We start from the raw sequence: 25738 nt of genomic DNA, 5'->3' as shown, positions 1-25738 counted from the left end.
GGGGAGGGGGCCAAGCCTTGATTTTTGGCTACCTTTTTATCAAGAAAAAGGTAGGAGCCCTTCCGGCGGCGAGGAAGCTCAAAAAACTCATTGGCAAAACAGATTGCTTCGTCGTACTTCCTTGCAATTGTAAAGGTTTAGTAATTCTGTTACCGAATTACTAAACCTTTACAGGAATGAGGATAATACGAGAGCTCACAACAAAACCACCCCTGCCAACACACTACCCATCACACCCCCTCCTTAAAAAAGGAGGGGAATCTCCCCTCATGGCGCATCAGTAAATCCCCTATCCGCCTATCGGCACCTTTCCCCTTGAAGGGAAAGGACTCGTAAAAGAACTTATTGATTTTGGTTTTTCGCATGCTGTTCACTGATGAAAAATTGTTGAAACACTCGTCATTACGAACGGAAGAAAAGGATATGCGAGGCAGCGTGAAGCAATCTTTCCAATACTGCAATTGGGATTGCATGACAAAACGGATTGCTTTGTCGTGCCTCCTTGCAATGACAACTTATAGATGGAACTTCTGGGAAATGATCGGTTTTTGCAACCTATAGGGAAAACATCAAGGTTTCCGCCTGCACCGAAAATGACGCCGATGTACTGGGCTCCTTGCATAAAATAAATCCGCGTTATGGGAATGATGGAAGGGCAGGCCGTTAAAACTTGTGTAACACCGTTCAGATCTGCACATGCAAACAGCGGTCAGTTTTTATAAGTTAGTGTTAAACATAAGAAGTTTTACAGTCAATATTTCCGGTTTAGAGGCCAACAATATCTTTTTTCTTTTTCTGCTTCATCGTTTTAGGAATGATAGTCAGAATCTCCTCTCTCAGCGCATTCAGCATTCTCTTTTTAACGAAATTTTTGTGGGTAACCAGACTAATTTCTCTAACAGGCTCCGGAGATTTAAAGTGACGAATTTTGTTCGTTTGCTTAGCACTCAATTCGGCAATCGCCAACTCAGGCAGCAATGTAGCACCTCCGTTTAAATCCACCATTCTAACTAATGTCTCTACGCTGCCAGTATTGTATTCCAGCCCCTGGAGCCTGTTGTTTTTGGTCGATCTGCAGATATTTAACACCTGATTTCTCATACAATGACCCTCATTTAAAAGCCAGATATTTTCCTCATTTAAATCTTCAGCATCAACAGCTTTCTTTTTATAAAGCTTACTGTTTTTACTAATGTAACTTACAAAGTTTTCATAGTATAACGGCATTTCACTAATGTTGGAATCAGTTAAAGGAGTAGCTAAAATACCGCAATCTAAAACGCCGGTTTTTAAGTGATGAATAATATCTTCAGTGGTGTATTCCCAAATAAGAAGTTTCAGTTCAGGATATTTCTCAAGCATTGCAGAAATAACTTCCGGTAATAAATATGGTGCAACCGTAGGTATAACACCGATTTTTAATTCACCTATAACGTCTTGTTGCTGGCTGCTGATAAGTTCTTTTACTTTATTGCTCTCTTGTAATATAACCCTTGCCTGCGCAATTATCTGAGCACCAATTTCAGTAGGAGTTACCGGCTGCTTACTGCGGTCGAAAATTTTAACGCTTAACAGCTCCTCCAGTTTTTGAACCTGCATGCTTAGCGTAGGTTGAGTTACAAAACACTTATCTGCTGCAGTTACAAAACTTCTGTAAGTATCTACCGCAACGATGTATTCTAGTTGAACTAAAGTCATATAGCCAAAATTGATTAATCTTTTCAAAGATATCAATTTTGACTATAAGATAAAATAATTGAGTTTGGATAGTTTATAAAAAGTTTCAATACCTGCTTATAAAATCCTGATAAGCCAATTCAATTCCTTCTCTTAATTCAATTTTATGCTTCCATCCCAAGTCGTGTAGTTTGCTTACGTCCATTAATTTACGGGGAGTACCATCAGGTTTAGATGAATCGAACACCAGTTCACCATCATAACTTAAAACATCCTTAATCAATAAAGCCAAATCTTTTATGGTTAGGTCATGTCCAGTACCAATGTTGATCAGGTTTGGTTCATTGTAACGCTGCATCAGAAAATAACAGGCATCAGCTAAATCATCGGCAAACAGAAACTCACGCATTGGCGAGCCCGATCCCCAAACAGTAACTTGCTTTTCGTTATTAGCTTTTGCCTCATGAATTTTTCGAATTAAAGCGGGTAAAACATGCGAGTTTTGTGGATGATAATTATCATTGTAACCATACAAATTAGTGGGCATTACAGAAACAAAATTACAACCATATTGATCGCGATAGGCATCGCACATTTTTATCCCTGCTATTTTCGCAATAGCATAGGGTTCGTTTGTGTGTTCTAAAGTACCTGTTAGCAAATAGTCTTCTCTTAGTGGTTGGGGTGCCAATTTGGGATAGATACAGCTTGAACCTAAAAACATCAGTTTTTTAACGCCCGTTAAATAAGCATTGTGAATCACATTGTTTTGAATCATCAGGTTTTCATATAGAAAATCTGCTCTGTAAGTATTATTAGCGACAATTCCGCCTACTTTTGCAGCCGCCAGAAATACGTAATCTGGCTTTTCTTCAGCAAAAAAATCTTTAACCGATTGCTGATCTCTCAAATCTAGTTCAGAAGATGTTTTAGCGATTAAATTTTCAAATCCTTCTTTTTGAAGTTTACGGTAAATTGCCGACCCCACCATACCACGATGGCCTGCTACATAAATTTTAGCGTTTTTTTCCAATGTATTAATTTTAATGCACTGCAAAAATACAATTGATTAACTAAAACACATGACTTATACTGGTAAAAAGCAATGCTGATAAATGATTTAATTGTAAATTTGCCAAAAAAAACTTTTGGGTAAAGACAAACTTAGGCGATTTGCAGAGATAGAAACTTTTGCAAACGTATATCAATTGGAAGAAGGAAAAGCATTAAAAGGCAATTGGGCAGCAAATCATTTCAAAAACACGAATCCTGTGGTTTTGGAACTGGCTTGCGGGAAGGGTGAATACACGGTAAACTTAGCCAAACTATTTCCTGAAAAGAATTTTATCGGTGTTGATTATAAAGGTAATCGCATCTGGCGTGGAGCAAAAACAGCTATTGAAGAAGGCATAAAAAATGTGGCTTTTTTAAGAATTCAGATAGAGAATTTATTAGATCACTTTGCCGAAAATGAAATTGATGAAATCTGGATCACATTTCCTGATCCTCAGCCGCAAGATAGCAGAGAGAAAAAGAGACTTACATTTCCTGTTTTTTTAAACCGCTATAAAGTGGTCTTAAAAAATGAGGGAAAAGTCAATCTTAAAACCGACAACGATCAACTATACGCTTACACTTGCGAAAAGGTCGAAGAACTTGGTTTGGTTGTTCATAAAAAAACTGATCATTTGTACACTTCTGATTTAGTTGACAACGTTTTATCAATAAAAACATACTACGAGAAAAAATATCTGCTTCACGATAAAAACATCAATTATATTCAATTTTCATTTTAATAACATGGACACTAACTTTTACGAACAGGTTTATGAGATTGCCCGGTTAATTCCTAAGGGAAGGGTTACTTCTTATGGAGCCATTGCTAAAAGTTTGGGTGCTGCAAAATCATCAAGAATGGTTGGTCATGCCATGAGTTATGCAGGTACTGCCCATCCGAAAGTGCCTGCACATCGCGTAGTGAACAGCAGTGGTTTGCTTACGGGCAAATTCCATTTCGATCCGCCGGAAATGATGGAAGAATTGCTTTTAAAAGAAGGGATTGAGGTAAAAAATGATAAAGTAGTAAACTTTAAAAAAGTATTCTGGAATCCTTTAGAAGAAATTATCTAGTGATGGTTGGGAGCTTTTTATCATTCATTAGCAAAAGCCCCGGGCAAGCAAAACATTAATATTTAAAAATAATTTAACTAAATGATAATGGGAAAGTTAGTAGAAGAATTCAATGGCTATCGTGAAAAAATGAACGATAGAATTATGGAAACCGCCAATACCAATATTAAACGTTTTTTTGCTTTAGATACCACTTCTTATGCAGAGGGCGCTTTGGATGTAAAAACCAAAGAGATGTTGGGTTTAGTAGCATCAATGGTTTTACGTTGTGATGATTGCATTAAATATCATTTAGGGAAATGCTTTGATGCAGGAGTGAACAGCGATGAAATGAACGAAATTTTTATGATTGCCAATTTGGTAGGCGGAAGTATCGTGATTCCTCATTATAGAAGAGCGGTAGAGTATTGGGATGAATTAAGTAGTTAGTTTGGAGTTGAGTGTTTGGAGTTTTGGGTGGCTTGTAACTTGTATCATTGTTTGTATATTTAATAATGGGAACAATAAAAGATTTATTAGCTTATCAAAAGGGTTTCAAACTCTCAATGGAAATATTTTCATATTTCGAAAAGATTTCCATCTGAAGAAAAATATAGTTTAACAGATCAAATTAGACGGTGCTCGAGAAGTGTCTGTGCCAATCTTGCTGAGGCATATAGAAAAAGAAAGTACCCAAACCATTTTATAAGCAAGCTTTCTGATTCGGATACAGAAAATGGTGAAACGCAAACTTGGTTGGAGTTTGCCTTGGCTTGCGGGTATATTACCAATAATGAATTTGAAAAATTAAATAATCAGGCAGAGGAAGTTGCTAAATTATTAGTTTATATGATGAATAACTCTGAGAAATTTCTTATTAAGAATTAAGATACGTTAAACTTTCCGCCATGCAAACTCCAAACTCCAAACACTCGACTCTAAACTTAACACGCTGCACCTGGGCAGGCTCCGATCCGCTTTATGTTAAATACCATGATGAAGAATGGGGAAAACCTGTTTATGACGATAAAATTTTGTTCGAATTTTTGATACTGGAAGGTGCACAAGCTGGCTTAAGCTGGATTACCATTCTTCGCAGAAGGGAAAATTATCGTAAAGCTTTTGCAGGTTTTGATGTGCAGAAAGTTGCTGCTTTTAATGATAAAGATATAGAGCGATTGATGCAGGATGAAGGTATCATCCGTAATCGCTTAAAAATCAATGGTGCCATTACGAATGCCCGGTTGTTTATTGAAATTCAGAAAGAATTTGGCAGTTTTTCCAAATACATTTGGGGATTTATTCCTGACGGTAAGCCAATCGAAAATAAAATTGAGAAAATGAGCGATGTTCCGGCACGAACAGAATTATCTGACCGTATCAGTAAGGATATGAAAAAACGAGGATTTAAATTCTTCGGAACCACAATCTGTTATGCGCACATGCAGGCAACCGGAATGGTAAATGATCACCTATTAACTTGTCGCGCCAGGTAATGGATAATTTCCCAAGATTGGTAATCCATACTTGTCCCAGACCCGTCTTAGCGTCTCGCTAAGACTAATGACGTCCTATTTGATTATTTTTTTGATCTTAGCGAGACGCTAAGACCAGATGCGATGTTGCGCAAGGGAAATCTTTTAATCATGAAAATCCTTACATCAACTTTATCTTGACCCTGCTGCATTATATTCCTTAACCAGTTCAATTACATCACGGCTGTTAAAATCAGCATTGTTTTCAACCTTTGCTTTAACACCTGGTTGATCGCCTAATTTTTGGAGCAGAATTGCTTTAACACCTGCCTTTTTATCCTCATCAGTTAGTGCTTTCATCGGAATTTCCTGTAAAGGTCCTGAACCTGGTTTCTCAATAAAATATCGAATTACAGGCGCTCCTGCAGGTCGTTCAGGCTCCGTGCTTCTATTCCCGCCACCAATGCTTATTCCTCCACCCATTCCCATGCCACCAAAGCCTCCGGTACCCGTTCCTATACCAATTGAAGGTCTGAATTTTACCTTTTTTTCTTTAACAGCAGGCACCAAGGTTCCACCACCAAAAGAATAAAGGTTTACTGTTCCCATTTCAATTACTTTAACGAAGCGATATTCAAAGTTTTTGCCGTTTGCAAACCCTTTACTCAGAAAACTATTTCCATTCCAGAAAAAATTCTTTACCTCTTTTGCAGGAAGAATCACATCGGCCTCATCATTAGCACTGATAAAAACTGAAAAATAATCTGTTCCCTTAATGGTACCCCGAATCACATCATCGTTGTTTTTAACGATAAAATCCTGCGCTGAAACGGTATTAATAATAAAGAGCAATAAAGCTGAATACAAAAACTTCATAGTAATAATGCTTATCCACAAATAACGGAACAAAATATCAAATCTTACTCATTCAAATGGATTTTAACGTTCCCCGATTCGACATCAGGATGATTTTTTTGAAATTTTAAGAAATCTTCCTTCATTTTATTGAAAGCGTATTCTTTTGGCGTTGGAAGATTTTTTCCCAATGCATAAAACTTATGCAGGATGTAAGAATTGAAGAGATAAATTTTCAATTCATTTGTAGCCTGGGTATCGGTCATCAGTTTTCTAAGGTTATCATGGTCAATGAAAGCTGCAATGCCGATCTTCATGGCCATATAATTCAATTCCTGAGCAGTCATCTCTTTTAAATCAGCATAAGGATCTTTAGCAGCATCCAGTTCCTCAATTTTTTTAAGATGAGGTTGAATTTCCTTTGCAAGAATTTCGGCATTTACAACGATCAGTCCTTCAGGAACATAAAAAGTGGAATCGGTATGATATGGATCTACATAAAGCGTTACGGTTGTTTTGCTAACAGGATTTGTTAGTGTATACTGGTCAACTATTCCGTTTTTTCCGCTAATACTTCCTCTTTTCGAAAAATCTATCGTTGAACCATCAGGCCAGCGAAAAGAACTCTCCAGTTTCGCCATTCTGATTTGTAACGCACCCCTGTCAGCAATATTGATGAATGCCCCAGAGCCTATAGGTCGCTCAATCGATGTTCCGTATCCTGATGCGTAGCTTTTCAGGTTCTCGAAAGTGATATAAGTAATTAAGGTATCTGATGGAAGCTGAGCTTTGGCTAAGCTTATAATGAAGCAAAAGATAAGTGTACAGAATGTTTTCATAAAGCGTTTTATCCTGATGATGATTAAAGTATGAGGATTCAATAATTAAATTTAATTTTTTTGTTGAAAAAGCATTTTACCGATATGATTAACTTTGGTTACTTTTATCATCTGATAAATCTATTTATCAAGGTAATCATTAAATCTGTGTAATCACATGAATAAAAAACTCTTTCTTTTGGATGGAATGGCGTTAATGTACAGGGCGCATTTTGCATTAAGTAAAAATCCTCGTTTTACTTCAACCGGGATAAATACATCAGCAGTAATGGGCTTTACCAATACTTTGCTCGATGTATTGAAGAAAGAAAAGCCAACCCATATTGCGGTTGTTTTTGATACTGATGCACCAACGGAAAGGCACACATCGTTCGAAGCATATAAAGCGCACCGACAGGCCATGCCTGAGGATTTGGCAGCGGCTATGCCTTACGTGATTAAGCTGATTACGGGATTTAATATTCCAGTGATTACATCTGACGGCTACGAGGCCGATGATATTATCGGTACACTGGCCAAAAAAGCAGAAGAAAAAGGCTATCAGGTATATTGTATGACACCCGATAAGGATTTTGCTCAATTGGTTTCAGAAAATATTTTCATTTACAAACCATCAAGAATGGGCAATGATATGGAAATACTGGGTGTTAAAGAGGTGTTGTTGAAATGGGAAATCGATAATGTTCTCCAGGTAATTGATATTTTAGGTTTATGGGGAGATGCTGTTGATAATATTCCGGGAATTCCGGGAATTGGAGAAAAGACAGCAAAATCTTTAATTAAGCAATATGGCTCAATAGAAAACATCATTGCCAATTCGCATGAACTGAAAGGGAAACAACGTGAAAATGTAGAAAATTTCGCTGAACAGGGTTTGATTTCTAAAAAACTGGCAACCATACAGTTAGATGTTCCGGTTGAGTTGGATGAGGCCAGTTTGGAGCTTTGTGATCCAAGCCGTGATTTATTAGAACCATTATTTACCGAATTGGAATTCAGAACTTTAGGTCGCAGGGTATTTGGAGAAGAGTTTTCGGTTACTACAGCAAGATTTCAGGAAGGCACACAAACTGACCTTTTCGGTAATCAACCAGGCGAGGCCATTCAATATACCGATACTTTAGAAGAAGAGCCAGTTGAAAAGCTTCCCGCTAAAACGATAGAAAATACCGAGCACGAATATATTTTGGTTGAAACGTCAGAACAACGTGCAGATCTGATTAAATTACTTTTTACCCAGGAAAGGGTTTCTTTTGATACCGAAACAACTGGCACAGATGCAAACATGGCCGATTTAGTGGGTTTATCTTTCTCCATTAAACCAGGAACAGGTTACTACATTCCGGTTTCTGCTGTCAGAGAAGAGGCACAAATTGTTGTTGATGAGTTTCGGGTTATTTTAGAAAATGAAAAAATTGAAAAAATTGGGCAAAACACCAAATACGATATACTGGTTTTAAAATGGTATGGTGTTGAAGTAAAAGGAAAGCTTTTTGATACAATGCTTGCGCATTATCTGATTGATCCGGATACCCGACATGGAATGGATGTGCTTTCAGAAAACTATTTAGGTTATTCGCCAATTTCAATTACTAAATTGATTGGTGCAAAAGGTAAAAATCAGCTTACCATGCGTGATGTTCCGGTTATCGATGTGGTAGATTATGCTGCTGAAGATGCTGATGTGACCCTGCAACTGGCACACATTTTTGAACCAAAACTAAAGGAATTAAATGCAGCAAAACTTGCAGCAGAAATTGAAAACCCTTTGGTTTACGTTTTAGCCGATGTTGAAAAAGAAGGCGTTCGAATTGATATAGAAACATTGAAGGCCTATTCAAAGGAGCTGGAGACCGATATTGTTAAATTTGAACAAAGCGTTTACGATAAGGCGGGCATTAAGTTTAATCTGGCTTCGCCAAAGCAATTGGGAGAAGTATTATTTGATAAGCTTCAATTAGATCCGAAAGCGAAAAAAACCAAAACAGGGCAATATCAAACCGGTGAAGATATTTTAACGGCATTGGCCAGTAAAAGTGACATTGTTAAAGATATTCTGGATTTCCGCCAGTTGCAGAAATTAAAATCGACCTATGTTGATGCTTTGCCATTAATGGTAAATCCCAAAACAGGTCGTGTGCATACTTCATACAATCAGGCAGTAGCCGCTACAGGCCGATTAAGTTCAAACAACCCGAACTTGCAAAATATTCCAATCCGTACAGAAAGAGGAAGAGAGGTTCGCAGGGCCTTCATTGCAAGAGATGAAGATCATATTTTATTATCGGCTGATTATTCGCAAATTGAATTGCGCATTATCGCAGAAATCAGTAAAGAAGAAAATATGCTGGATGCTTTCAACAAAAACATAGATATTCATACTGCAACCGCAGCCAAAGTTTATGGAATCGGCATTGAGGAGGTTGATGGTACACAGCGTAGAAATGCAAAAGCAGTAAACTTTGGTATTATTTATGGCCAATCGGCATTCGGGCTTTCTCAAAATTTAGGCATACCCCGCAGAGAAGCCGCAGAAATCATTGAACAATATTTTACACAGTATCCTGGTATTAAACGTTATATGAGTGATACAATGAACTTTGCCCGTGAGAATGGTTTTGTGGAAACGATAATGGGCAGAAGGCGCTACTTAAGGGATATCAATTCTGCTAACCAGACTGTACGTGGTTTTGCAGAGCGAAATGCCATAAACGCACCAATTCAAGGTTCTGCTGCAGACATGATTAAGATTGCAATGATTAACATTCACAAGGAAATGAAAGCTCAAAACCTTAAATCGACCATGACCATGCAAGTACATGATGAATTGGTTTTTGATGTGTTGAAATCAGAGAAAGAGCTAATGAAAACAATTATTCAAGATAAAATGGCCAATGCCATTAAACTTACCGTGCCGATTGTGGTAGAAATTGGCGAGGGCGATAACTGGTTGGCTGCACATTAAAAATAAATTTCCCTTCTTCATAAAAACTTCATCCCGATTGATCAACTTTATATTAACAAATTTAAACGAGTGAAAATTAAAAAGAAACGAGTATGAAAAAGTTATTGAGTTTAATCGCAATTGCGGCATTTGGATTAACAACAGCATTTGCTCAAACACCAGCTAAGGCAGTTGTTAAAAAAGAGGTAAAAACAACTACTGCACCTGTAAAGGAAGGGGTAAAACAAGAAGCTAAAAAAGTAGAAACTAAAACCACTACCACAGCATCAAAATTAAAGGCAGATGGAACGCCGGATTTGCGTTTTAAAGAGAACAAAGCAAAAGCAGTAACAAAAGTTGCAGGGCCAACTAAAAAAGATGGTACAGCAGACATGCGTTATAAAGTGAATAAAGCTGCTGCTAAGAAAAATTAGTTTTAGGTTTATAATTTGAAGGGGGGCGATGAGAATCGGCCCCCTTTTTTATTTTATAGATCTATTGTTTCTCCAATTTGAGGCAACAATAAAGTTTTGTTTTCACGTTTGAATTTATCAAGGGCATCTTCAGTATCAATTTCAATCACTGGAAAAGTATTGTAATGCACACCTATTACCTGATCACAATCGAAATATTTAGTGGCCACTAAAGCATCATCAACATCCATGGTATAATTTCCACCGATTGGTAAAATAGCATAATCCAGATTGCAAACATCGGCCAGAACTTTCATTTCTATTGTTAAGCCGGTATCGCCGGCAAAATAAATTTGTTTTCCATCAACTTCAAGCACAAAACCAGCAGGATTGCCACCATAACTACCATCTGGCAAGCCAGCTGAATGCGTGGCCGGAACCATCCTTACCACTCCCCAATCAAAGGTAAACTTGCCGAAATTCATTGGATGTACTTTATCAACCCCTTGTTTTTGTACCCAATCGATCACTTCAGGGATAGCGATCACAGTTGCACCTGTTTGTTTAGCTAATTCAACCAAATCGCCTACGTGATCTCCATGTCCATGGCTAACCAGGATATAATCAGCCTCTATCGTTTTAATGTCTATGGCTTTGGCTAATGGATTTTGAGTGATAAACGGATCGAATAATAGCTTTTTGTCAGTTGTTTCCAATAAGAAACAAGATTGCCCGTAATAGGTATATTTCATAGTATTAATATCAAAATTTGCGTATCAGTGATAAAGCCTGATAACAATTAAACATAGAACAATTTTTACTGCCCGAACATGCCGCCTAAACCGCCAAGCATATCTTTTGCAGATGACTGCATTTCTGCATTACTCACTTGTTCTGCACTTGCCAGCGCCTTATTAATAGCGGTAAGTAATAGTTCTTCCAGCTCTTCCTTATCGGCGTTTTTTAAGAAATCTTCATCAATTGCAATCCCCGTTATTGCTTTGTTAGCTGTTGCGGTAATTTTGATCGCACCATTTTCAACCTCGCCGTATACAGAAATGGTATCCAAACGTTTCTTAATTTCTTCGGCCTTTTGTTGTGCCGCAAATAATTTATCGAACATAATCTGTTGTTTTTATAATAAATTGAAATTACAGGAAATTGTTTTTAATATCATCTTTTTTAGGACATTATAAATTAATCTTCATCGCTGCCTGGCAAGCTGCCATTACCATGATAAGCACCTTTACGAATAATTGGCATATTTAAATGTTTGTACAATTCATCAAGATGCACTAAACTTCCATTAGTTAAATTCCCGAGGAAAATAACGATAATATTTTTATCTAAATCGCGAACATAAATATGACGGAAACCGTGCCACCAACCCGTATGATAAACAACTTTGTCCATATTTTTACCTTCAAACATTCGCCAGCCATACCCATAATTAAAATGACCATTTACAGGCTTATTACGGCCTACATAAGAGGAATCCGTACTTTTTTTCGCTAACAAACGGCCATTTTTCAGATACTTATCATAAAGCACCAAATCATGAACGGTACTGTAAATACCTTTGTCTCCTACGGGGCCGTCTAAAAAATTTTGCGCTACTGAATATCTCCAGGTACGATCGTGTCCAACAACGTCAACAGGAATTTTTTCATACTCTGTTGTGCTGTAAACATGTGTGTTTTTCATTCCTGCAGGTTTGAAAATATGCTCCATCATATATTGTGAATACCTTTTACCAGTTACTTTTTCAATAATGGCACCCAACACCATGAAATTAGAATTGTTATAATGGAAGCGGTTATCAGGCTTTACATAGGGATTTGGTTTCCGCTCGGCAATGATATTCATTACCTCCTGATTGGTAACACCCTTCTTCATATTGCGTTTTTCCTTGCGCCAAATGTCATCAATAAAGTAAACATAATTCATCATTCCGCTGCGATGGGTAAGCAATAGTTTGATCGTGATACCTTCATAAGGAAAATCAGGAAAGAATTTTTTAACGTTATCATCCAAAGAAAGCTTTCCTGCCTCCACCAACTGCATAATTGCAGTTCCGGTAAACGTTTTAGTAATGGAAGCAAGTTCAAATTCCGAGTTGATTTTCAAACTATCACGGCGCAAATAATCTGCCCAGCCAATGGCTTTTTCATAAAGAATTTTTCCATCCTTAGCCACCAGCATATTTCCATTGAAACCATATTTTTTGTGTAGATTCTGAACGAAATCGGCAATCCATTTATCGCCTTTTGCAGGGTCGTAAGCAATTAAAAGACTGTCCGCTTTGTCATCTTCTTTTACACGGACTTTAGCGTCAGCGGCTTTCTTCTCTTCTGATTTTTTGCTATTACAAGCGGTTAATAAAGTTACAGAGAGTGCAAATGCTGAACATATATATTTAAAATTCATTAATATCAGGTGTAGTGTGTTTAAAACGCGAAAATTAAAGAATTTTAGTCTTTAAAATAGAAAGAGTTTTAAACATTTGCGCATTTTTGATTGTACCAGCATTCAAACAAATGACCCTTGCTGCCATAAACAGGATCACTTTCCGGATTTTTTACTTTAGCAATATCTTCATCTGCTTCCGGGCGCTCTTCAGGCCTGCCATATTTGATGTTATAATCCGTTCCATTGGGGTAAGCGCCAACAACCGTAAAGTCATCACTCGAGTTTAATTTCATGTGTGCAACACCCGCCGGAATCACGACAACATCACCTTTATCCAGTTCAATGCAAACGCCGTGATCGCCGCCAAATTGCACGTCGGCTTTGCCACAGTACACTCCCATTACTTCGTGGGTATTGCTATGGTAATGCTGGTAATCGAAAATGCCATCTACCCATGCATTGGTGTAACCATTTTTGGCAAAAACTTTTTTTATTACCTCTTCTGTTTCATCAGGATGAATTAAAAAGGCCCCTTTATAAATCATTAAAGGTAAATTCGGATTGTTAGGGAAGTTCCCGTTTTCTTCTATTTTATGTGCAACAAGATAAGCTTCTTGTATCAGTTTTTCTTTGTCCATGATTAAGGTGTTTTAATAATTAACAAAGCAATTGGGAAAGGGTTTAGAATTGTTGCTGTAATAGGATTTAATTTTTTGCGATTCTAAATTTCTAAAACACTTGTCAGGTGCTTTCCAAAATTTTTTCTCAAAAAGATAGAAGGGTAAGGTTTCTATAGTCCATACGTGGGTCAGTTTTTAGATATTTTGTCCACATGCCACATAACGTGGGTCAATTTTTTAATTATTGGCCCACGTTGTTTTCATTTAAACTTTAAATATGCTCTGTTGTGATATTAATTTGCTCAACATCTTCTTTCTTTAAACTACTTACATTAATTAGAAGCTCAATTAAGTCATTATTGAAATAATAATTTTCTTTCCCAATCTTATTTTTTGTGATCAAGCCCGTTTCACAAAGTTGGTCAAGATGTCTTCCTGCTGTTTTTCTGGCTATTCGAAGATCATTCTTTATAAATTCGATTTTTGTATATGGGTGTTTAAACAAACTATTAATTAAATCTTGTGAATAAATTTTTGGTAGCTCGGAACGAATTTTTTGCTTGTGAATTACCATAAGCTTTTTGATTTCCCTAATAATATACGAAGTTTGTAATGCTGTTTCTTCAACAGCATCGAGTATATAAAGTATCCAAGGTTCCCAATTATTGGTTTCTCTTGTTTCTTGCAGCAAGCGGTAATAGGTTGCTTTATTTTGGTTGATATACCTACTTAAATAAAGTATGGGCAATTTAAGCAGATTCTCCTTTACCAGATAAAGAATGTTAATAATACGTCCAGTTCTTCCATTTCCATCATAAAATGGATGTATATTTTCAAACTGATGATGAATAATTGCCATTTTCACAACTGGGTCTAAATCCGTGAGTGCCCCATCATTAATAAATGCTTCAAGATTGCCCATCAAATCAATAATTTTATCTAGTTCCTGAGGCGGAGTATATACAGTTACACCTGTTTGGTCATTCTTCAAAGCAGTGCCTGGCACTTTTCTAAAACCAGCATCATTCTCTTCAAGCAAAGCTTGTAGTTTAAGAATATGATTTATCGTAATCAATCCACTTTCTTTTACCTGATTAAATCCTTCCAAAAGTGCCTGAGCATAATTATAAACTTCTTTTGCTGCAAGACTGGTAAACTGACGTGTAATACTATCACTGGTATAAAGCTCATCATGTGTAGTGACAATATTTTCTATGGCAGAACTATCCTTTGCTTCCTGTAATGAAAGCGTATTCAATATTATCCTTTCATTTGGAATGCTTTCGGCTACCCCATTTAATCCAGCTAGTGCAGCACGAACCGCATTAAGTCTTTTTAACACAGTTTTTGTTTCAACATCTTGCTGTAATGGCAATGATGGTATTTGATGTAGCTTAGCCATTTATAGTCTGATAAAATTAATACGTGGGCCAATTTAAGCTTTTTTTGTCCACATGCCACATAACGTGGGTCAATTTTTTAATTATTGGCCCACGTTTTTTATTTAATTTTATAAAACCAAAAAGCCACTCCTTTTCAGGAATGGCTTAATATGATGTTTCATCAGCTCAAAAAACTGAGAATTGCAAACTGTTAACTGACTATGCTAATAATCTGATTGGCTCTTCCAATAAACCTTTCAATGTTTGCAAGAATGCGGCTCCGGTTGCACCATCAACCACACGGTGATCGCAACCTAAAGTCAGTTTCATTATATTACCAGGAACAACAGCACCATTTTTAACCACAGGGATTTGTTGAATTGCACCTACAGATAAAATTGCACCATCAGGAGAATTGATAATTGAAGTAAATTCATCAATACCAAACATACCTAAGTTAGAAACGGTAAAAGTAGAACCTTCCCAATCCGACGGTTGTAGTTTTTTAGCTTTTGCTTTTTGACCATACTCTTTAACCTCAGCAGAAATGTGAGATAAAGATTTGCCATCAGCAAAACGCACAACCGGCACCAATAAGCCATCTTCAACAGCTATAGCTACACCAATGTTGGTATGTTCATTAAATCTGATTTTATCTCCACCCCATGATGAGTTAACAGCAGGGTGTTGTTTTAATGCAACAGCAACAGCCTTAATTACAATATCATTGAAAGAAACCTTAACTGGAGCAACAGTGTTTATTGCCGTACGGGCACTCATTGCATTATCCATATCAATACTAATGGTTAAGTAGAAATGTGGAGCAGTAAATAAGCTTTCACCTAAACGTTTGGCAATAACCTTACGCATTTGCGATACAGGCTTCTCTGTAAATTTCTCTTCGCCCACATAAGTTGGAATAACAGGTGCTGCGGCAGCTTTATCTGTAGTCGCTACGCTTTCAGCTTTAGCCTTTCCGCTCTCAGCTTGCGCTGCAGGTTTAAAGTTTTCGATATCTTTCTTAATGATACGGCCACCTTCTGCACTGCCTGCAACCTGCGATAAATCGATTCCTTTATCTTTGGCAATCTTCTTGGCTAAAGGAGATGCTTTCACGCGGCTATCAGATGAACTTTCGGCAACAGGAGCAGATGAACCTGCATCAGCAGTTGTTTTTGGAGCATCTTCAGACTTCGGACTTGCCGACTCCTGACTTTCTGTTTTTGGAGCAGACCCTCCGGCTAAAATTCCACTAACATCAGTTCCTTCAGGGCCAACAATGGCGATAATTCCATTTACTTTAGCTGCCTGGCCTTTTTCTACACCAATATGCAATAAAGTACCAGTTGCATAGCCCATCACTTCCATAGTTGCCTTATCGGTTTCTACATCAGCTAAAACATCATCATCCTTAACTTTATCACCAACTTTTTTATGCCATTCAGCAATAACGCCTTCTGTCATTGTATCGCTTAATAAAGGCATGCGAATTACCGTAACACCTTTAGCAGCTAATTCTTCCTCACTTAAACCACCGCCTTGAGCAGGAGCAGCTTCTTCTTTTGGCGTTTCTTCTTTACTTTCAGCTTTCGGCTTTTCGCTTTCAGCTTCAGCACCACCTTTTTCAGCTTCAAGAGCTGCTTTGTAATCTTCGCCTTCTTTACCAATAACGGCCATGATAGCATCAACGGGAACAGCCTGACCTTCTTCTACGCCTACGTATAAAAGAGTACCATCCCAATAAGATTCCATATCCATTGTTGCTTTGTCAGTTTCTACTTCTGCCAAAACATCGCCGCTTTTTACTTTATCGCCCACTTTTTTATGCCACTTTGCCAAAACCCCTTCGGTCATGGTGTCGCTCATTTTGGGCATTTTAATTACATCAGCCATTATATCTAATTAATTGAAATCTTAATAATATTAGTCCATTACGTAAGGGTAGTTCTCTGTCACATATACATCTTTGTATAATTCTGATGCATCTGGCCAAGGAGATTCCTCTGCAAATTTTACCGCCTGATCTACAGTAGCTTTAACTTTAGCTTCTACTTCTTCAATCCAGGCCTCATCTGCATACTTTTCTTTAAGAATAGTTTCTCTTGCATGCTCAACAGGATCTTTTGCTTTATAATCTTCTAATTCTTCTTTGGTACGATATTTTGCAGGGTCAGACATAGAGTGACCACGGTAGCGGTAAGTTCTCATTTCCAGAAAGGTTGGTCCTTCACCTTTACGGGCACGTTGAATGGCTTCATCCATTGCGTTATGAACAGCAACCGGGTCCATGCCATCAACAGGAGCGCATGGCATGTCAAAACCTAAACCAATTTTATATATATCAGTCATGTTTGTTGTACGTTGTACTGAAGTACCCATTGCATAACCATTGTTTTCGCAAACAAAAACTACAGGCAACTTCCAAAGCATGGCCATGTTAAAAGTTTCGTTTAATGCACCCTGGCGTACAGCACCATCGCCCATATAACAAATATTAACATTGTCTGTTCCTTTATATTTTTCTGCAAAAGCAACACCTGCACCAAGTGGAATCTGACCTCCAACAATGGCGTGGCCACCATAAAAGTTATGCTCTTTGCTAAACATGTGCATTGAACCGCCTTTTCCTTTAGAGCAACCAGTAGCTTTACCATACATTTCTGCCATGATGCTGTCGGCACTTACACCTAAAGCTAAAGCATGAGCGTGATCACGGTAAGTAGTAATCATTGAATCGCCTTTTTGCATTGCAGATATAGCACCTGCAACTACAGCCTCTTGTCCAATATATAAATGACAAAAGCCACGTATTTTTTGTTGTCCGTATAACTGGCCGGTTTTCTCTTCGAATTTGCGCATCAGCAACATCGATTCGAACCACTTCAACCAAGTATCTTTATTTATTTCTACTGCACTCATTTTAGGGTATTTGTTTTTTTGCGACAGCAAATCTAATTTTTTTATTGTAATTTTTGGCACTTTTTAGTGTAAAATCATCATGCATTTTAACTTAACTGTAGTTTTAACAGTTGTTTTACAATCAAATAAGTTTCATACTGTGAATTTGAATGAGAACCTTGATTTTATAGATTTTAAACTTCGCCGTTTATCAAATTATCTATTTAATTTATTGTGAAATTTAATTTTGTAAAACCATATTTAGCCCTAATTTAAATATTCCTGAATTACGACCATAAACTTTGCATGATCATTTATCCATGTTTATGTTAAAGTATCATTTTAGTATAGGGCTATTAACGCTTCCGACACACTTAAGACGCATTTGATTCGGACTTGGTTCGGACTCCTGACAATTCCATCCGACCAAAAGCCGTCTAAAGTCCAAATGAAATTGGGCAAAAAAGTTTGCCATTGTGAATCATGGTTAATCAGTTATAGAGGTATAAACAATAGGATAAATTGTAGAAACGGAAGAGATCAAGAAATTTATTCTAAAATCGAGTATTATTATATCAACCTGATTTTTAATTCAGGATAATCAAAATCACTTTCTATAAATCAGCTTACAAACCCACCAGAAGGTTAAAATGTTAATAACTTTTACTTTTTAACAGTTAACATTTGGATAACATTTGTATAATTAATACTTTTGGCAACCAACAATAAGCCCATGTGGTTTACGTTACTGTGTAAGTGAATACCCAAACATAACTGTATAACATGATTAAAAAATTTTTGTTTTCATCCCTAATCGCTATTTGCACGTTCTCAGCCGCATTTGCGCAAACAAAAACAAAAGAATCTGGTAAAGAATTAAATGATCCCGACAACTTAGCATCTCAATACTTTTCGCAAGTGATGGGTGTTGCCGTAGATGCGACTTCAAATTTAAAACTATACAAGTTTATTTACGAATGGATCGGAACCCCTTACAGCTACGGTGGATCAAGCAAAAGAGGGATTGATTGTTCAGCTTTCACTAAAGCAATTTATGATAAAGTTTTCAACACTACCATTAGAAGAAATTCCCGCGATATTTTTAGCATGGTAGATCCATTATCCAAGGAAGATTTAAAAGAGGGTGATTTGGTTTTCTTCAAGATAAAAAGCAGAAGTATTTCTCATGTAGGCATTTACTTAGGCGATAATAGATTTGCGCACGCATCCAGTTCTCGTGGCGTAGTGATCAGCAACTTAAATGAGCCTTACTACAGCCGCTATTTTTATAAGGGTGGTAGAGTATTGGAATCGTTTAAGAAAGAATTTACAGTAGAATAATTCAGTTTGCGATTAACTGGTTTCCGTTAACGGTAAAGATAAAATATAATCCTCCTGAAGAAATTCTGGAGGATTTTTTTTATAATATGTGCAACCTGCTCTACACATTCGTCATCCTGAATTTATTTCAGAGATCTAAAGCGATGGGTGCCAATCCATAAATTTGAGGATTGCATAAGGGGGGTAAATAAATTAGTTTTATGAAGTTTATCAACAGCATAATTTTATCATTCTTCAGCATTATTGCATTTTTTAGCTGCACCAGTAATAACGCCCAGGTTATTATTCCCGCTGTTAAACAAGATACCACTATTATAAAAACAAAGGACACAATAACCATAACCGCTGTGGGCGATCTGATGTTGGGTTCAGCTTTTCCATCGACAGTTAATTTACCACCTGACGATGCCATAAATAGTTTTCAGGCTGTTGATAGTTTGTTAAAAGGCGATATTGTGTTTGGGAATTTAGAAGGTTGTTTTTTAAACTCTGGTAATTCTACAAAATGTAAAGGGGTTGATCCCAATAGCTGCTACGCTTTCAGGATGCCCGAACGCTATGCCGGAATCTATAAAAAAGCAGGTTTTAATGTATTGAGCATTGCCAATAATCATGTTGGTGATTTCGATTCAAGGGGACGAAAAAACACTGCCCGTATTTTAGATTCATTGCAAATTCATTATGCGGGACAGCTAAATAAGCCTTTCGAAATATTTGAAAAGGATAACGTAAAGTATGCTTTTTGTGCCTTTGCACCAAATGAAAACACGGTTTCGATTAACAAAATTGATAGTGCAAAAGCACTGGTAACAAGATTAAAAGCAGAGGCAGACATTGTAATTGTATCCTTTCATGGTGGAGGTGAAGGCGCAAAGTTTGAACATGTTCCGAGAAAGAATGAGATTTTTTACAAAGAAAACCGGGGGAATGTTTATGCTTTTGCTCATGCTGTAATTGATGCAGGAGCAGATGTGGTTTTGGGGCACGGACCTCATGTAACACGAGCGGTAGAGGTTTATAAAAATAAGTTTATAGCCTACAGCTTAGGCAATTTTTGTACTTATGGAATGTTTAGCCTGAAAGGTTGGAATGGCTTTGCCCCGTTATTACAGCTGAAGATCAATGCTAATGGCGATTTCCTTTATGCGGATGTGGTTTCGGTTAAACAGGATAAAATAAACCGTTTAACCATTGATGAAAATCATAGTGCTTTTAAACGCATGGAAGCATTAACCAACCTGGATTTTGTGGGCCACCAGCTAAAGTTTGAGAACAATAGCATTACCTTAAAAAATTAGTTATGAAAAAAGGATTATTCATTCACTATATCATTGGCATAGCGGCTGCGGTTTTAGTTTTAGTGGCAGCATATTACATTAATCAAAACCCAAAAAATCTTTTATCAGCCGGAATTATAATTTTAGCCGGTTGTTTAGTGGCTTTTAGTCAGTATCAGATCATTAAACACAAGAAAAAATCATGATGATTGTAATTATCTTACAGGCTACAAAAGGAGAAAATTTTAAAGATGGAATTTATCTGGGCCTGGCTTTTGGCGCTGCGATCATTATTTTTTTACTCTCCAGAAAGTTTAGGCGGAAAAATTAAATGTTCATTAACTGAACAAATGATATATTCAATATTGCTGTCATTTTTAAAACTCTTGAAAAGGGAACACTGGCAATGTTTCTTTCGTTTTGCGAATAAACATTTTGAGAAATCCCTAACTGATTGGCCATATACTCCTGGCTATAGCCCATCTCTATTCTTTTTGATCTGATTTTATCAGAAATCTTTTTTAAAGTTTTTTCATCCATGGCAATAATACGTTTTTGCTCCATGGGATGAATTGGAACGTTAATAGATTTTGCAAAACTATAAAAATATTTAACATGCATAAAGGTTCATATCATTTTTTAAACGTGTGGCCTATAATTTAAACATATAGCGTTTAGGAATATTTGTTTTAAGAAAATAAGTTTGGTTATTGCTTCGCGAGTGATGAAATGAATTATTTTTTAACTTAAAATTTAAACAAAATGAAAAAATTGGGAACTGAGCAATGGAGAATTTCCAAGCTGATAGCATGAAACATATGCTGTATCAGCAGAGTTAAGCTTAGTAACCTTTCTATGGGGTTCATTAGCTAATACTGCTGCATTATTTTGTGTCAATTATATGATTTTAAGATAAAATAGGTTTGATAAGATGTTAAACTATTACAGATCAAGAACAAAAAATGAAAGCCTTCTGAATATCTTCGCTGATATTGAACATGACATGTTGACTTTTACAGGTAAAAATAAAAAAGAAGTGATCGCTTCTATGAAATAATATCTTATGCGTTCTAATTCAAAAATATTTACTTTCTTTTATTTTAGAACCATTAAAGAAAAGGCTCCAATTGGAGTCTTTTCTTATCCAATATACATTTGTATTTTCACATCGATCAAACTTATATTAAGTTTGATATTTCATATTCCAGCTAAAATCTTTTTCGTTGCCAGGTATTGCAAGAACGGTCTTCCCACAGGATTGAACAGTCTTGAAATTATAATCTGTTTCTTGATGCTTAGAATTCGGTATGTACTAATAATACTGATGTTCATGGCAATTAAAAAAAGATGGAAGAGTTCGTTCTGGGAAAATTTTATAGAATTGATTGTTTGTTTTGGGATTATCGAGCTTTTAAGCATATTAATCTTTTTTTATGACACCTTTGCTGGAAGTGTTTATTTTAAATATTTTGCAACTACCTTGTATATTTATACAGTATCAGAATATTTTGGTCATTTTAATTTTACGGCAATTTTGAACATCTTTCTTTTAAATGCAGCAACGATCGCCTATATATTAAATTCTAACTTTCAAAAGATTACTCTATACAAAACGCTATGTTATACGATTATTAGTGTTGCATTTTTTGTGATAACATACCTCATGTTTAGAGATTTTCTTAAGAGTGGGTAGCATGCCTTGCGCAACCTATTTATTCCTTTATTGCCTAACTCTCATCCTTTGTATTCCTAACCAAGCCAATACCAGAAACGAAAAAGATTATACCAATTACACCATAAACGATCAATCCTCTTGAGTTTTGGCTATGATTTACAAATCCCCAACCTGCATAAATTAATCCTATTATCCCTAAAATGGTTAATACTGTTCCGAAAGTGCGTTTTACATTCATAAGATTTTAATTGATTTAGAATAAAGACAACAAATTCAGTGTTTTGTTTTAACTCATAAAAAAAGTGGCTGTCCAAAAGGTCAGCCACTTCATTTCGTAAAACTTATCGTATAGATAGATTCCTGGAATTTAGCGTCATATCGAACTTAATTGGATGCTCTAATGCATTTCAAAAGACTCTCCAGTCAAGTGAGGATAACAACTGAATGCGACTTTTAACAAGCCCTTTTACCAAACGCCTAATCTATTAGCCGGAGCAATATACATTTTGGCTGTAGTTGGTATGTTAAAGGCTTTGTAAAAAGCTTCCATGTTATAAACAGGTCCATTTACCCGAAACATTTCCGGGCTATGAGGGTCTGTTTTTAAACGTACCCGCATCCGCTCATCGCGATCTTTGATTCTCCAAACCTGTGCAAAGCTTAAAAAGAAGCGTTGATCTGGAGTAAACCCATCAATCTTTTTGTCACCTTTACCTTGCTCGGTTAGCTTAAATGCATCGTAAGCAATATTTAATCCGCCTAAATCGGCAAGGTTCTCTCCTAAGGTCAGCGAGCCATTCACATGTTGATTATCCAGCAAAGAAAAATTGTTGTAGAATGAAACCACCTTATCTGCCTTGGTTTTAAAGTTGTTTGCATCAACTTTTGTCCACCATTCTTTCAGGTTGCCATACGCATCATATTGACGCCCCTGATCATCAAAACCATGGGTCATTTCGTGACCAATAACAGCGCCAATTGCGCCGTAATTGATGGCATCATCAGCGGCAAAATCAAAAAACGGGAATTGTAAAATACCTGCAGGAAACACAATTTCGTTAAAAGCCGGATTATAATAAGCATTTACAGTGGGCGCAGTCATTAACCATTCAGTTTTATCTACAGGTTTGCCCAGCTTACTCATCATTTCTTTAAACTCATGTTTTCTGGCAGATTTAAGATTAGCGAAATAGGTATTTTTAGAAACCTCTACATCATCATATTTTTTCCATTTATCGGTATATCCGATTTTCTTGATAAAAGCATTTAGTTTTTCCAATGCCTTTTGCTTGGTTTCAGCAGTCATCCAGTCCACATTCTTAATTCTTGTTTCATAAACCTTTTGCAGGTTGTTTACCAATTCCAGCATGCGCTTTTTAGCTGCTGGTTTAAAGTATTGTTCCGTATATAGCTGGCCTAAAAGATCGCCTAAATTACTATCGGTATTACTTACCATAGCTTTCCAGCGCTCAGTTTGAACCGGCTGTCCGTACAATGTTTTACCATAGAAGTCGAATCTGGCTTTTCTAAAGGCCATGGTAAGGGCATTTGCTGAATTATTTAAAGCATCGAACTTTAATTTTATTTTCCAAACATCAATTGGTTGGCTTTTTACAAGCGAAGACAAAGCTTGGTAGTACCTTGGTTGCCTCACGATGATGGTATCGGTATTTGCGCCCAATTTATTCAAAGCTGTTTTTATATCAATGTTTGGAACTTCTTTCTGAAAACCGGCAACAGCATATTTATTATAATTTTTTTGCGGATCCCGAAGCTCTACTGGTGTAGAGTGAGATTGTGCAATAGCAGTTTCTAGTTTTAAGATCTGATCTGCATTTTTTGAGCCATTTATTGAATCTCCTGCTAAAGCAAATATTTTAGAGATATAAGCATGGTAACTTGCCCTGATTTTTTTTGCTTTATCATCCTGATCTAAATAATAACTGCGATCTGGAAGATTAATTCCAGCCTGTGAAAAAATCAGTGCATTTTTTGAACTTATTTTATCATCAGGTTCAACATCAAAACTCAATAAATAACCATTTCCATTTTTAAACTCCTCTACAACAAAATCTAAAAGCTCCTTATCATTTTTTAATGAATCAATTTTAGTCAACAATGGCTTTATAGGTTCCAATCCAAGTTTTTCGATGGTTAAACTATCCATCCCACTGGCATAAAAGTCACCGACTTTTTGTTCAACGCTTCCGGCGGCAGCTTTACTTTTAGCCGCATCTTCTAAAATACCTTTCAGATTTTTAATATTATCATTGTATAAAGTGTAAAACGATCCCCAACCTGTTTCCGTTTTAGGAATCTCTGTGTTTTTTATCCACTTTCCATTCGCGTATAAAAAGAAGTTATCACCAGGTTTTACTGTAAGGTCCATTCCAGCCGTATCAAAGAAAAGTGTACGTTTCAAATCAGCCCGATCAGTTTTGTGGTTTTTGTTCTGGCAAGCTGCTAATAAAAGTAGTACGGCTGCCGGCAGTATAAGTTTATTTTTCATCCGTATAAATTTGTTTTTAATTGTGATAAAGCTATCAGATTTATTCATACCACTGTGTGGTTTGAAAAATCATGATGGTTTCATCTGTATATTTTTAGTTTTTAAAGATTTATGAAGCGATCATAATTTATTTTTCACAAGTGTTTATCTTTTTTTTTACCCGAGAGTCCACAAGCCTGGTTCATGCAGTTGTGTGATTTGACGATGTTTCATGAATTTAAAGTTAGTTATAATAAAGCTACGGATAGCTTGATGTATTTTCTATGAATTTTTTTTATAACTTCATAAAAAAACTTATTATGCAATATACTATTTACATTCTCGTTTTCTTAGGCATTATTATTCTTTTAAGCTCATTTGTTACCGTTAAACAGGGTACAATTGCCGTAATTACTGTTTTTGGAAAATATAAGCGTCAGTTACGGCCAGGTTTAAATTTTAAAATTCCTTTAATCGAGCAGATTTATTCCAGAATTTCCATCCAAAACCGTTCAGTAGAATTATCTTTTCAGGCGGTTACGCAAGATCAGGCCAATGTTTATTTTAAAGCAATGTTATTATATTCTGTATTAAACCAGGATGAGGAAACCATTAAAAATGTGGCTTTTAAATTCGTTGATTCAACAAATCTGATGCAGGCTTTGATCAGGACCATTGAAGGATCAATTCGTGCGTACGTTGCTACACAAAAGCAGGCCAATGTATTGGCGCAACGGAATGAAATTGTATTGCATGTTAAAGAACAGATTGATCAGGTTTTAGATGGCTGGGGTTATCACCTTCAGGATCTTCAATTGAATGACATTACCTTTGATGATGAAATTATGCGTTCCATGAGTCGTGTTGTGGCATCAAACAACCTGAAAGCTGCAGCAGAAAACGAAGGCCAGGCTTTATTGATCACGAAAACAAAAGGTGCTGAAGCAGATGGTAACGCGATTAAAATTGCAGCAACTGCAGAACGTGAGGCTGCTCAGCTTCGCGGACAAGGTATTGCTTTATTTAGGGAAGAAGTAGCCAAAGGGATGACCAATGCTGCTCATGAAATGCAACAGGCAAATTTAGACACTTCTGTTATTTTATTTACCATGTGGACAGAAGCCATTAAACAATTTGCTGAATATGGCGAAGGAAACATCATTTTCCTGGATGGCAGTACTGAAGGAATGAATAAAACAATGAAAGAGATGATGGCTATGCAATTGAGTCAAAACCCGGTTAAACCAGCTTAAAATCATTTATAAACATTAAAGCGAAACTGTGAATACTACAGTTTCGCTTTAACTTTTCTCTCCCATTACGACTCACACCCGAA

Annotated in this window: 26 protein-coding genes; 12 read left to right on the top strand and 14 right to left on the bottom strand. The window is 36.6% G+C overall.

The features are described from left to right. Window positions 1–765: 765 nt before the first annotated feature. Window positions 766–1698 (bottom strand): hydrogen peroxide-inducible genes activator, encoded by a 933-nt coding sequence (locus tag DU508_RS22285; protein WP_115404871.1) that lies wholly within the window; start codon window positions 1696–1698, stop codon window positions 766–768. An 85-nt stretch (window positions 1699–1783) separates the two neighbouring features. Beyond that, entirely contained in the window at window positions 1784–2710 is a 927-nt protein-coding gene (fcl, locus tag DU508_RS22280) for a GDP-L-fucose synthase (protein ID WP_115404870.1), read from the bottom strand. A gap of 115 nt (window positions 2711–2825) precedes the next feature. On the opposite strand from fcl, the gene trmB reads away from it, so the two are divergent. From trmB to DU508_RS22255, 5 genes are all read left to right on the top strand, one after another. After that, window positions 2826–3473 carry a tRNA (guanosine(46)-N7)-methyltransferase TrmB gene (gene trmB, locus DU508_RS22275; RefSeq protein WP_115404869.1) on the top strand — a complete coding sequence of 216 codons (648 nt, stop codon included), beginning with the start codon at window positions 2826–2828 and terminating at the stop codon, window positions 3471–3473. A 4-nt stretch (window positions 3474–3477) separates the two neighbouring features. Then, window positions 3478–3807 (top strand): MGMT family protein, encoded by a 330-nt coding sequence (locus tag DU508_RS22270; RefSeq protein WP_115404868.1) that lies wholly within the window; start codon window positions 3478–3480, stop codon window positions 3805–3807. Between the two features lie 87 nt (window positions 3808–3894). Beyond that, window positions 3895–4236, top strand: coding sequence for a carboxymuconolactone decarboxylase family protein (locus tag DU508_RS22265; RefSeq protein ID WP_115404867.1), 342 nt, complete (start codon window positions 3895–3897; stop codon window positions 4234–4236). A gap of 93 nt (window positions 4237–4329) precedes the next feature. Next, window positions 4330–4674 (top strand): four helix bundle protein, encoded by a 345-nt coding sequence (locus DU508_RS22260; protein ID WP_317047857.1) that lies wholly within the window; start codon window positions 4330–4332, stop codon window positions 4672–4674. A gap of 20 nt (window positions 4675–4694) precedes the next feature. Continuing rightward, window positions 4695–5282 (top strand): DNA-3-methyladenine glycosylase I, encoded by a 588-nt coding sequence (locus DU508_RS22255; protein ID WP_115404866.1) that lies wholly within the window; start codon window positions 4695–4697, stop codon window positions 5280–5282. 171 nt (window positions 5283–5453) lie between these two features. Here the strand turns inward: DU508_RS22255 and DU508_RS22250 are convergent, their stop codons facing one another. Both DU508_RS22250 and DU508_RS22245 read right to left on the bottom strand, forming a co-directional pair. Next, window positions 5454–6137, bottom strand: a complete 684-nt coding sequence (locus DU508_RS22250; protein WP_115404865.1) for a hypothetical protein — start codon at window positions 6135–6137, stop codon at window positions 5454–5456. A 44-nt stretch (window positions 6138–6181) separates the two neighbouring features. Beyond that, entirely contained in the window at window positions 6182–6955 is a 774-nt protein-coding gene (locus DU508_RS22245; RefSeq protein WP_115404864.1) for a hypothetical protein, read from the bottom strand. Window positions 6956–7112: 157 nt separating this feature from the next. Here DU508_RS22245 and polA point away from each other — a divergent pair, with 157 nt between their 5' ends. Further along, on the top strand, window positions 7113–9920 hold the full coding sequence (gene polA / locus DU508_RS22240; RefSeq protein ID WP_115404863.1) for a DNA polymerase I: 2808 nt from the start codon (window positions 7113–7115) through the stop codon (window positions 9918–9920). A 92-nt stretch (window positions 9921–10012) separates the two neighbouring features. After that, entirely contained in the window at window positions 10013–10333 is a 321-nt protein-coding gene (locus tag DU508_RS22235) for a hypothetical protein (protein ID WP_115404862.1), read from the top strand. A gap of 53 nt (window positions 10334–10386) precedes the next feature. On the opposite strand, the gene DU508_RS22230 is transcribed toward DU508_RS22235, so the two are convergent. From DU508_RS22230 to pdhA, 7 genes are all read right to left on the bottom strand, one after another. Further along, on the bottom strand, window positions 10387–11064 hold the full coding sequence (locus DU508_RS22230; protein WP_115404861.1) for a metal-dependent hydrolase: 678 nt from the start codon (window positions 11062–11064) through the stop codon (window positions 10387–10389). A 65-nt stretch (window positions 11065–11129) separates the two neighbouring features. Further along, on the bottom strand, window positions 11130–11435 hold the full coding sequence (locus tag DU508_RS22225; RefSeq protein WP_115404860.1) for a YbaB/EbfC family nucleoid-associated protein: 306 nt from the start codon (window positions 11433–11435) through the stop codon (window positions 11130–11132). A gap of 74 nt (window positions 11436–11509) precedes the next feature. Then, the gene (locus DU508_RS22220; protein WP_115404859.1) at window positions 11510–12739 is read right to left on the bottom strand and encodes a serine hydrolase domain-containing protein; all 1230 of its coding nucleotides are present in this window, start codon (window positions 12737–12739) and stop codon (window positions 11510–11512) included. A 68-nt stretch (window positions 12740–12807) separates the two neighbouring features. Next, complete coding sequence (locus tag DU508_RS22215; protein WP_115404858.1) at window positions 12808–13359, bottom strand: cupin domain-containing protein; 552 nt, start codon at window positions 13357–13359, stop codon at window positions 12808–12810. 253 nt (window positions 13360–13612) lie between these two features. After that, window positions 13613–14743 carry a Fic family protein gene (locus DU508_RS22210; protein WP_115404857.1) on the bottom strand — a complete coding sequence of 377 codons (1131 nt, stop codon included), beginning with the start codon at window positions 14741–14743 and terminating at the stop codon, window positions 13613–13615. A gap of 199 nt (window positions 14744–14942) precedes the next feature. After that, complete coding sequence (locus tag DU508_RS22205; RefSeq protein ID WP_115404856.1) at window positions 14943–16616, bottom strand: pyruvate dehydrogenase complex dihydrolipoamide acetyltransferase; 1674 nt, start codon at window positions 16614–16616, stop codon at window positions 14943–14945. Between the two features lie 30 nt (window positions 16617–16646). Then, the gene (gene pdhA / locus DU508_RS22200) at window positions 16647–17642 is read right to left on the bottom strand and encodes a pyruvate dehydrogenase (acetyl-transferring) E1 component subunit alpha (protein WP_115404880.1); all 996 of its coding nucleotides are present in this window, start codon (window positions 17640–17642) and stop codon (window positions 16647–16649) included. Between the two features lie 762 nt (window positions 17643–18404). On the opposite strand from pdhA, the gene DU508_RS22195 reads away from it, so the two are divergent. From DU508_RS22195 to DU508_RS24225, 4 genes are all read left to right on the top strand, one after another. Further along, window positions 18405–18962 (top strand): C40 family peptidase, encoded by a 558-nt coding sequence (locus DU508_RS22195; RefSeq protein ID WP_047799920.1) that lies wholly within the window; start codon window positions 18405–18407, stop codon window positions 18960–18962. A 200-nt stretch (window positions 18963–19162) separates the two neighbouring features. Beyond that, window positions 19163–20260: a CapA family protein gene (locus DU508_RS22190; protein WP_115404855.1), complete on the top strand. Its 1098-nt coding sequence runs from the start codon at window positions 19163–19165 to the stop codon at window positions 20258–20260. Window positions 20261–20262: 2 nt separating this feature from the next. Continuing rightward, window positions 20263–20445 carry a hypothetical protein gene (locus DU508_RS22185; RefSeq protein ID WP_115404854.1) on the top strand — a complete coding sequence of 61 codons (183 nt, stop codon included), beginning with the start codon at window positions 20263–20265 and terminating at the stop codon, window positions 20443–20445. Then, window positions 20442–20570 (top strand): hypothetical protein, encoded by a 129-nt coding sequence (locus DU508_RS24225; protein WP_262511035.1) that lies wholly within the window; start codon window positions 20442–20444, stop codon window positions 20568–20570. Before DU508_RS22185 ends, DU508_RS24225 begins: the two co-directional genes overlap by 4 nt. Here the strand turns inward: DU508_RS24225 and DU508_RS22180 are convergent. From DU508_RS22180 to DU508_RS22165, 3 genes are all read right to left on the bottom strand, one after another. Beyond that, window positions 20567–20860: a helix-turn-helix domain-containing protein gene (locus DU508_RS22180; protein ID WP_115404853.1), complete on the bottom strand. Its 294-nt coding sequence runs from the start codon at window positions 20858–20860 to the stop codon at window positions 20567–20569. The two genes, DU508_RS24225 and DU508_RS22180, sit on opposite strands and share 4 nt — an antisense overlap. A 1106-nt stretch (window positions 20861–21966) precedes the next feature. Beyond that, window positions 21967–22152 (bottom strand): hypothetical protein, encoded by a 186-nt coding sequence (locus tag DU508_RS22170; RefSeq protein ID WP_115404851.1) that lies wholly within the window; start codon window positions 22150–22152, stop codon window positions 21967–21969. A gap of 228 nt (window positions 22153–22380) precedes the next feature. Then, window positions 22381–24423 carry a M13 family metallopeptidase gene (locus DU508_RS22165; protein ID WP_233509705.1) on the bottom strand — a complete coding sequence of 681 codons (2043 nt, stop codon included), beginning with the start codon at window positions 24421–24423 and terminating at the stop codon, window positions 22381–22383. A gap of 299 nt (window positions 24424–24722) precedes the next feature. Between DU508_RS22165 and DU508_RS22160 the strand changes: the two genes are divergently transcribed. Then, on the top strand, window positions 24723–25655 hold the full coding sequence (locus DU508_RS22160; RefSeq protein ID WP_115404878.1) for an SPFH domain-containing protein: 933 nt from the start codon (window positions 24723–24725) through the stop codon (window positions 25653–25655). Window positions 25656–25738: the final 83 nt, after the last annotated feature.

This window comes from Pedobacter chinensis (assembly GCF_003339865.1).
In the GTDB taxonomy this organism is placed as follows: domain Bacteria; phylum Bacteroidota; class Bacteroidia; order Sphingobacteriales; family Sphingobacteriaceae; genus Pedobacter; species Pedobacter chinensis.
This window is presented reverse-complemented; position numbering and strand designations above follow the sequence as displayed.

Coding starts and splice junctions, on each gene's coding strand:
- DU508_RS22285 (WP_115404871.1), bottom strand. CDS start 1,698: ATGACTTTAGTTCAACTAGAATACATCGTTGCGGTAGATACTTACAGA.
- DU508_RS22270 (WP_115404868.1), top strand. CDS start 3,478: ATGGACACTAACTTTTACGAACAGGTTTATGAGATTGCCCGGTTAATT.
- DU508_RS22265 (WP_115404867.1), top strand. CDS start 3,895: ATGGGAAAGTTAGTAGAAGAATTCAATGGCTATCGTGAAAAAATGAAC.
- DU508_RS22255 (WP_115404866.1), top strand. CDS start 4,695: ATGCAAACTCCAAACTCCAAACACTCGACTCTAAACTTAACACGCTGC.
- DU508_RS22250 (WP_115404865.1), bottom strand. CDS start 6,137: ATGAAGTTTTTGTATTCAGCTTTATTGCTCTTTATTATTAATACCGTT.
- DU508_RS22245 (WP_115404864.1), bottom strand. CDS start 6,955: ATGAAAACATTCTGTACACTTATCTTTTGCTTCATTATAAGCTTAGCC.
- polA (WP_115404863.1), top strand. CDS start 7,113: ATGAATAAAAAACTCTTTCTTTTGGATGGAATGGCGTTAATGTACAGG.
- DU508_RS22235 (WP_115404862.1), top strand. CDS start 10,013: ATGAAAAAGTTATTGAGTTTAATCGCAATTGCGGCATTTGGATTAACA.
- DU508_RS22230 (WP_115404861.1), bottom strand. CDS start 11,064: ATGAAATATACCTATTACGGGCAATCTTGTTTCTTATTGGAAACAACT.
- DU508_RS22225 (WP_115404860.1), bottom strand. CDS start 11,435: ATGTTCGATAAATTATTTGCGGCACAACAAAAGGCCGAAGAAATTAAG.
- DU508_RS22220 (WP_115404859.1), bottom strand. CDS start 12,739: ATGAATTTTAAATATATATGTTCAGCATTTGCACTCTCTGTAACTTTA.
- DU508_RS22215 (WP_115404858.1), bottom strand. CDS start 13,359: ATGGACAAAGAAAAACTGATACAAGAAGCTTATCTTGTTGCACATAAA.
- DU508_RS22210 (WP_115404857.1), bottom strand. CDS start 14,743: ATGGCTAAGCTACATCAAATACCATCATTGCCATTACAGCAAGATGTT.
- DU508_RS22205 (WP_115404856.1), bottom strand. CDS start 16,616: ATGGCTGATGTAATTAAAATGCCCAAAATGAGCGACACCATGACCGAA.
- pdhA (WP_115404880.1), bottom strand. CDS start 17,642: ATGAGTGCAGTAGAAATAAATAAAGATACTTGGTTGAAGTGGTTCGAA.
- DU508_RS22195 (WP_047799920.1), top strand. CDS start 18,405: ATGATTAAAAAATTTTTGTTTTCATCCCTAATCGCTATTTGCACGTTC.
- DU508_RS22190 (WP_115404855.1), top strand. CDS start 19,163: ATGAAGTTTATCAACAGCATAATTTTATCATTCTTCAGCATTATTGCA.
- DU508_RS22185 (WP_115404854.1), top strand. CDS start 20,263: ATGAAAAAAGGATTATTCATTCACTATATCATTGGCATAGCGGCTGCG.
- DU508_RS24225 (WP_262511035.1), top strand. CDS start 20,442: ATGATGATTGTAATTATCTTACAGGCTACAAAAGGAGAAAATTTTAAA.
- DU508_RS22180 (WP_115404853.1), bottom strand. CDS start 20,860: ATGCATGTTAAATATTTTTATAGTTTTGCAAAATCTATTAACGTTCCA.
- DU508_RS22170 (WP_115404851.1), bottom strand. CDS start 22,152: ATGAATGTAAAACGCACTTTCGGAACAGTATTAACCATTTTAGGGATA.
- DU508_RS22165 (WP_233509705.1), bottom strand. CDS start 24,423: ATGAAAAATAAACTTATACTGCCGGCAGCCGTACTACTTTTATTAGCA.
- DU508_RS22160 (WP_115404878.1), top strand. CDS start 24,723: ATGCAATATACTATTTACATTCTCGTTTTCTTAGGCATTATTATTCTT.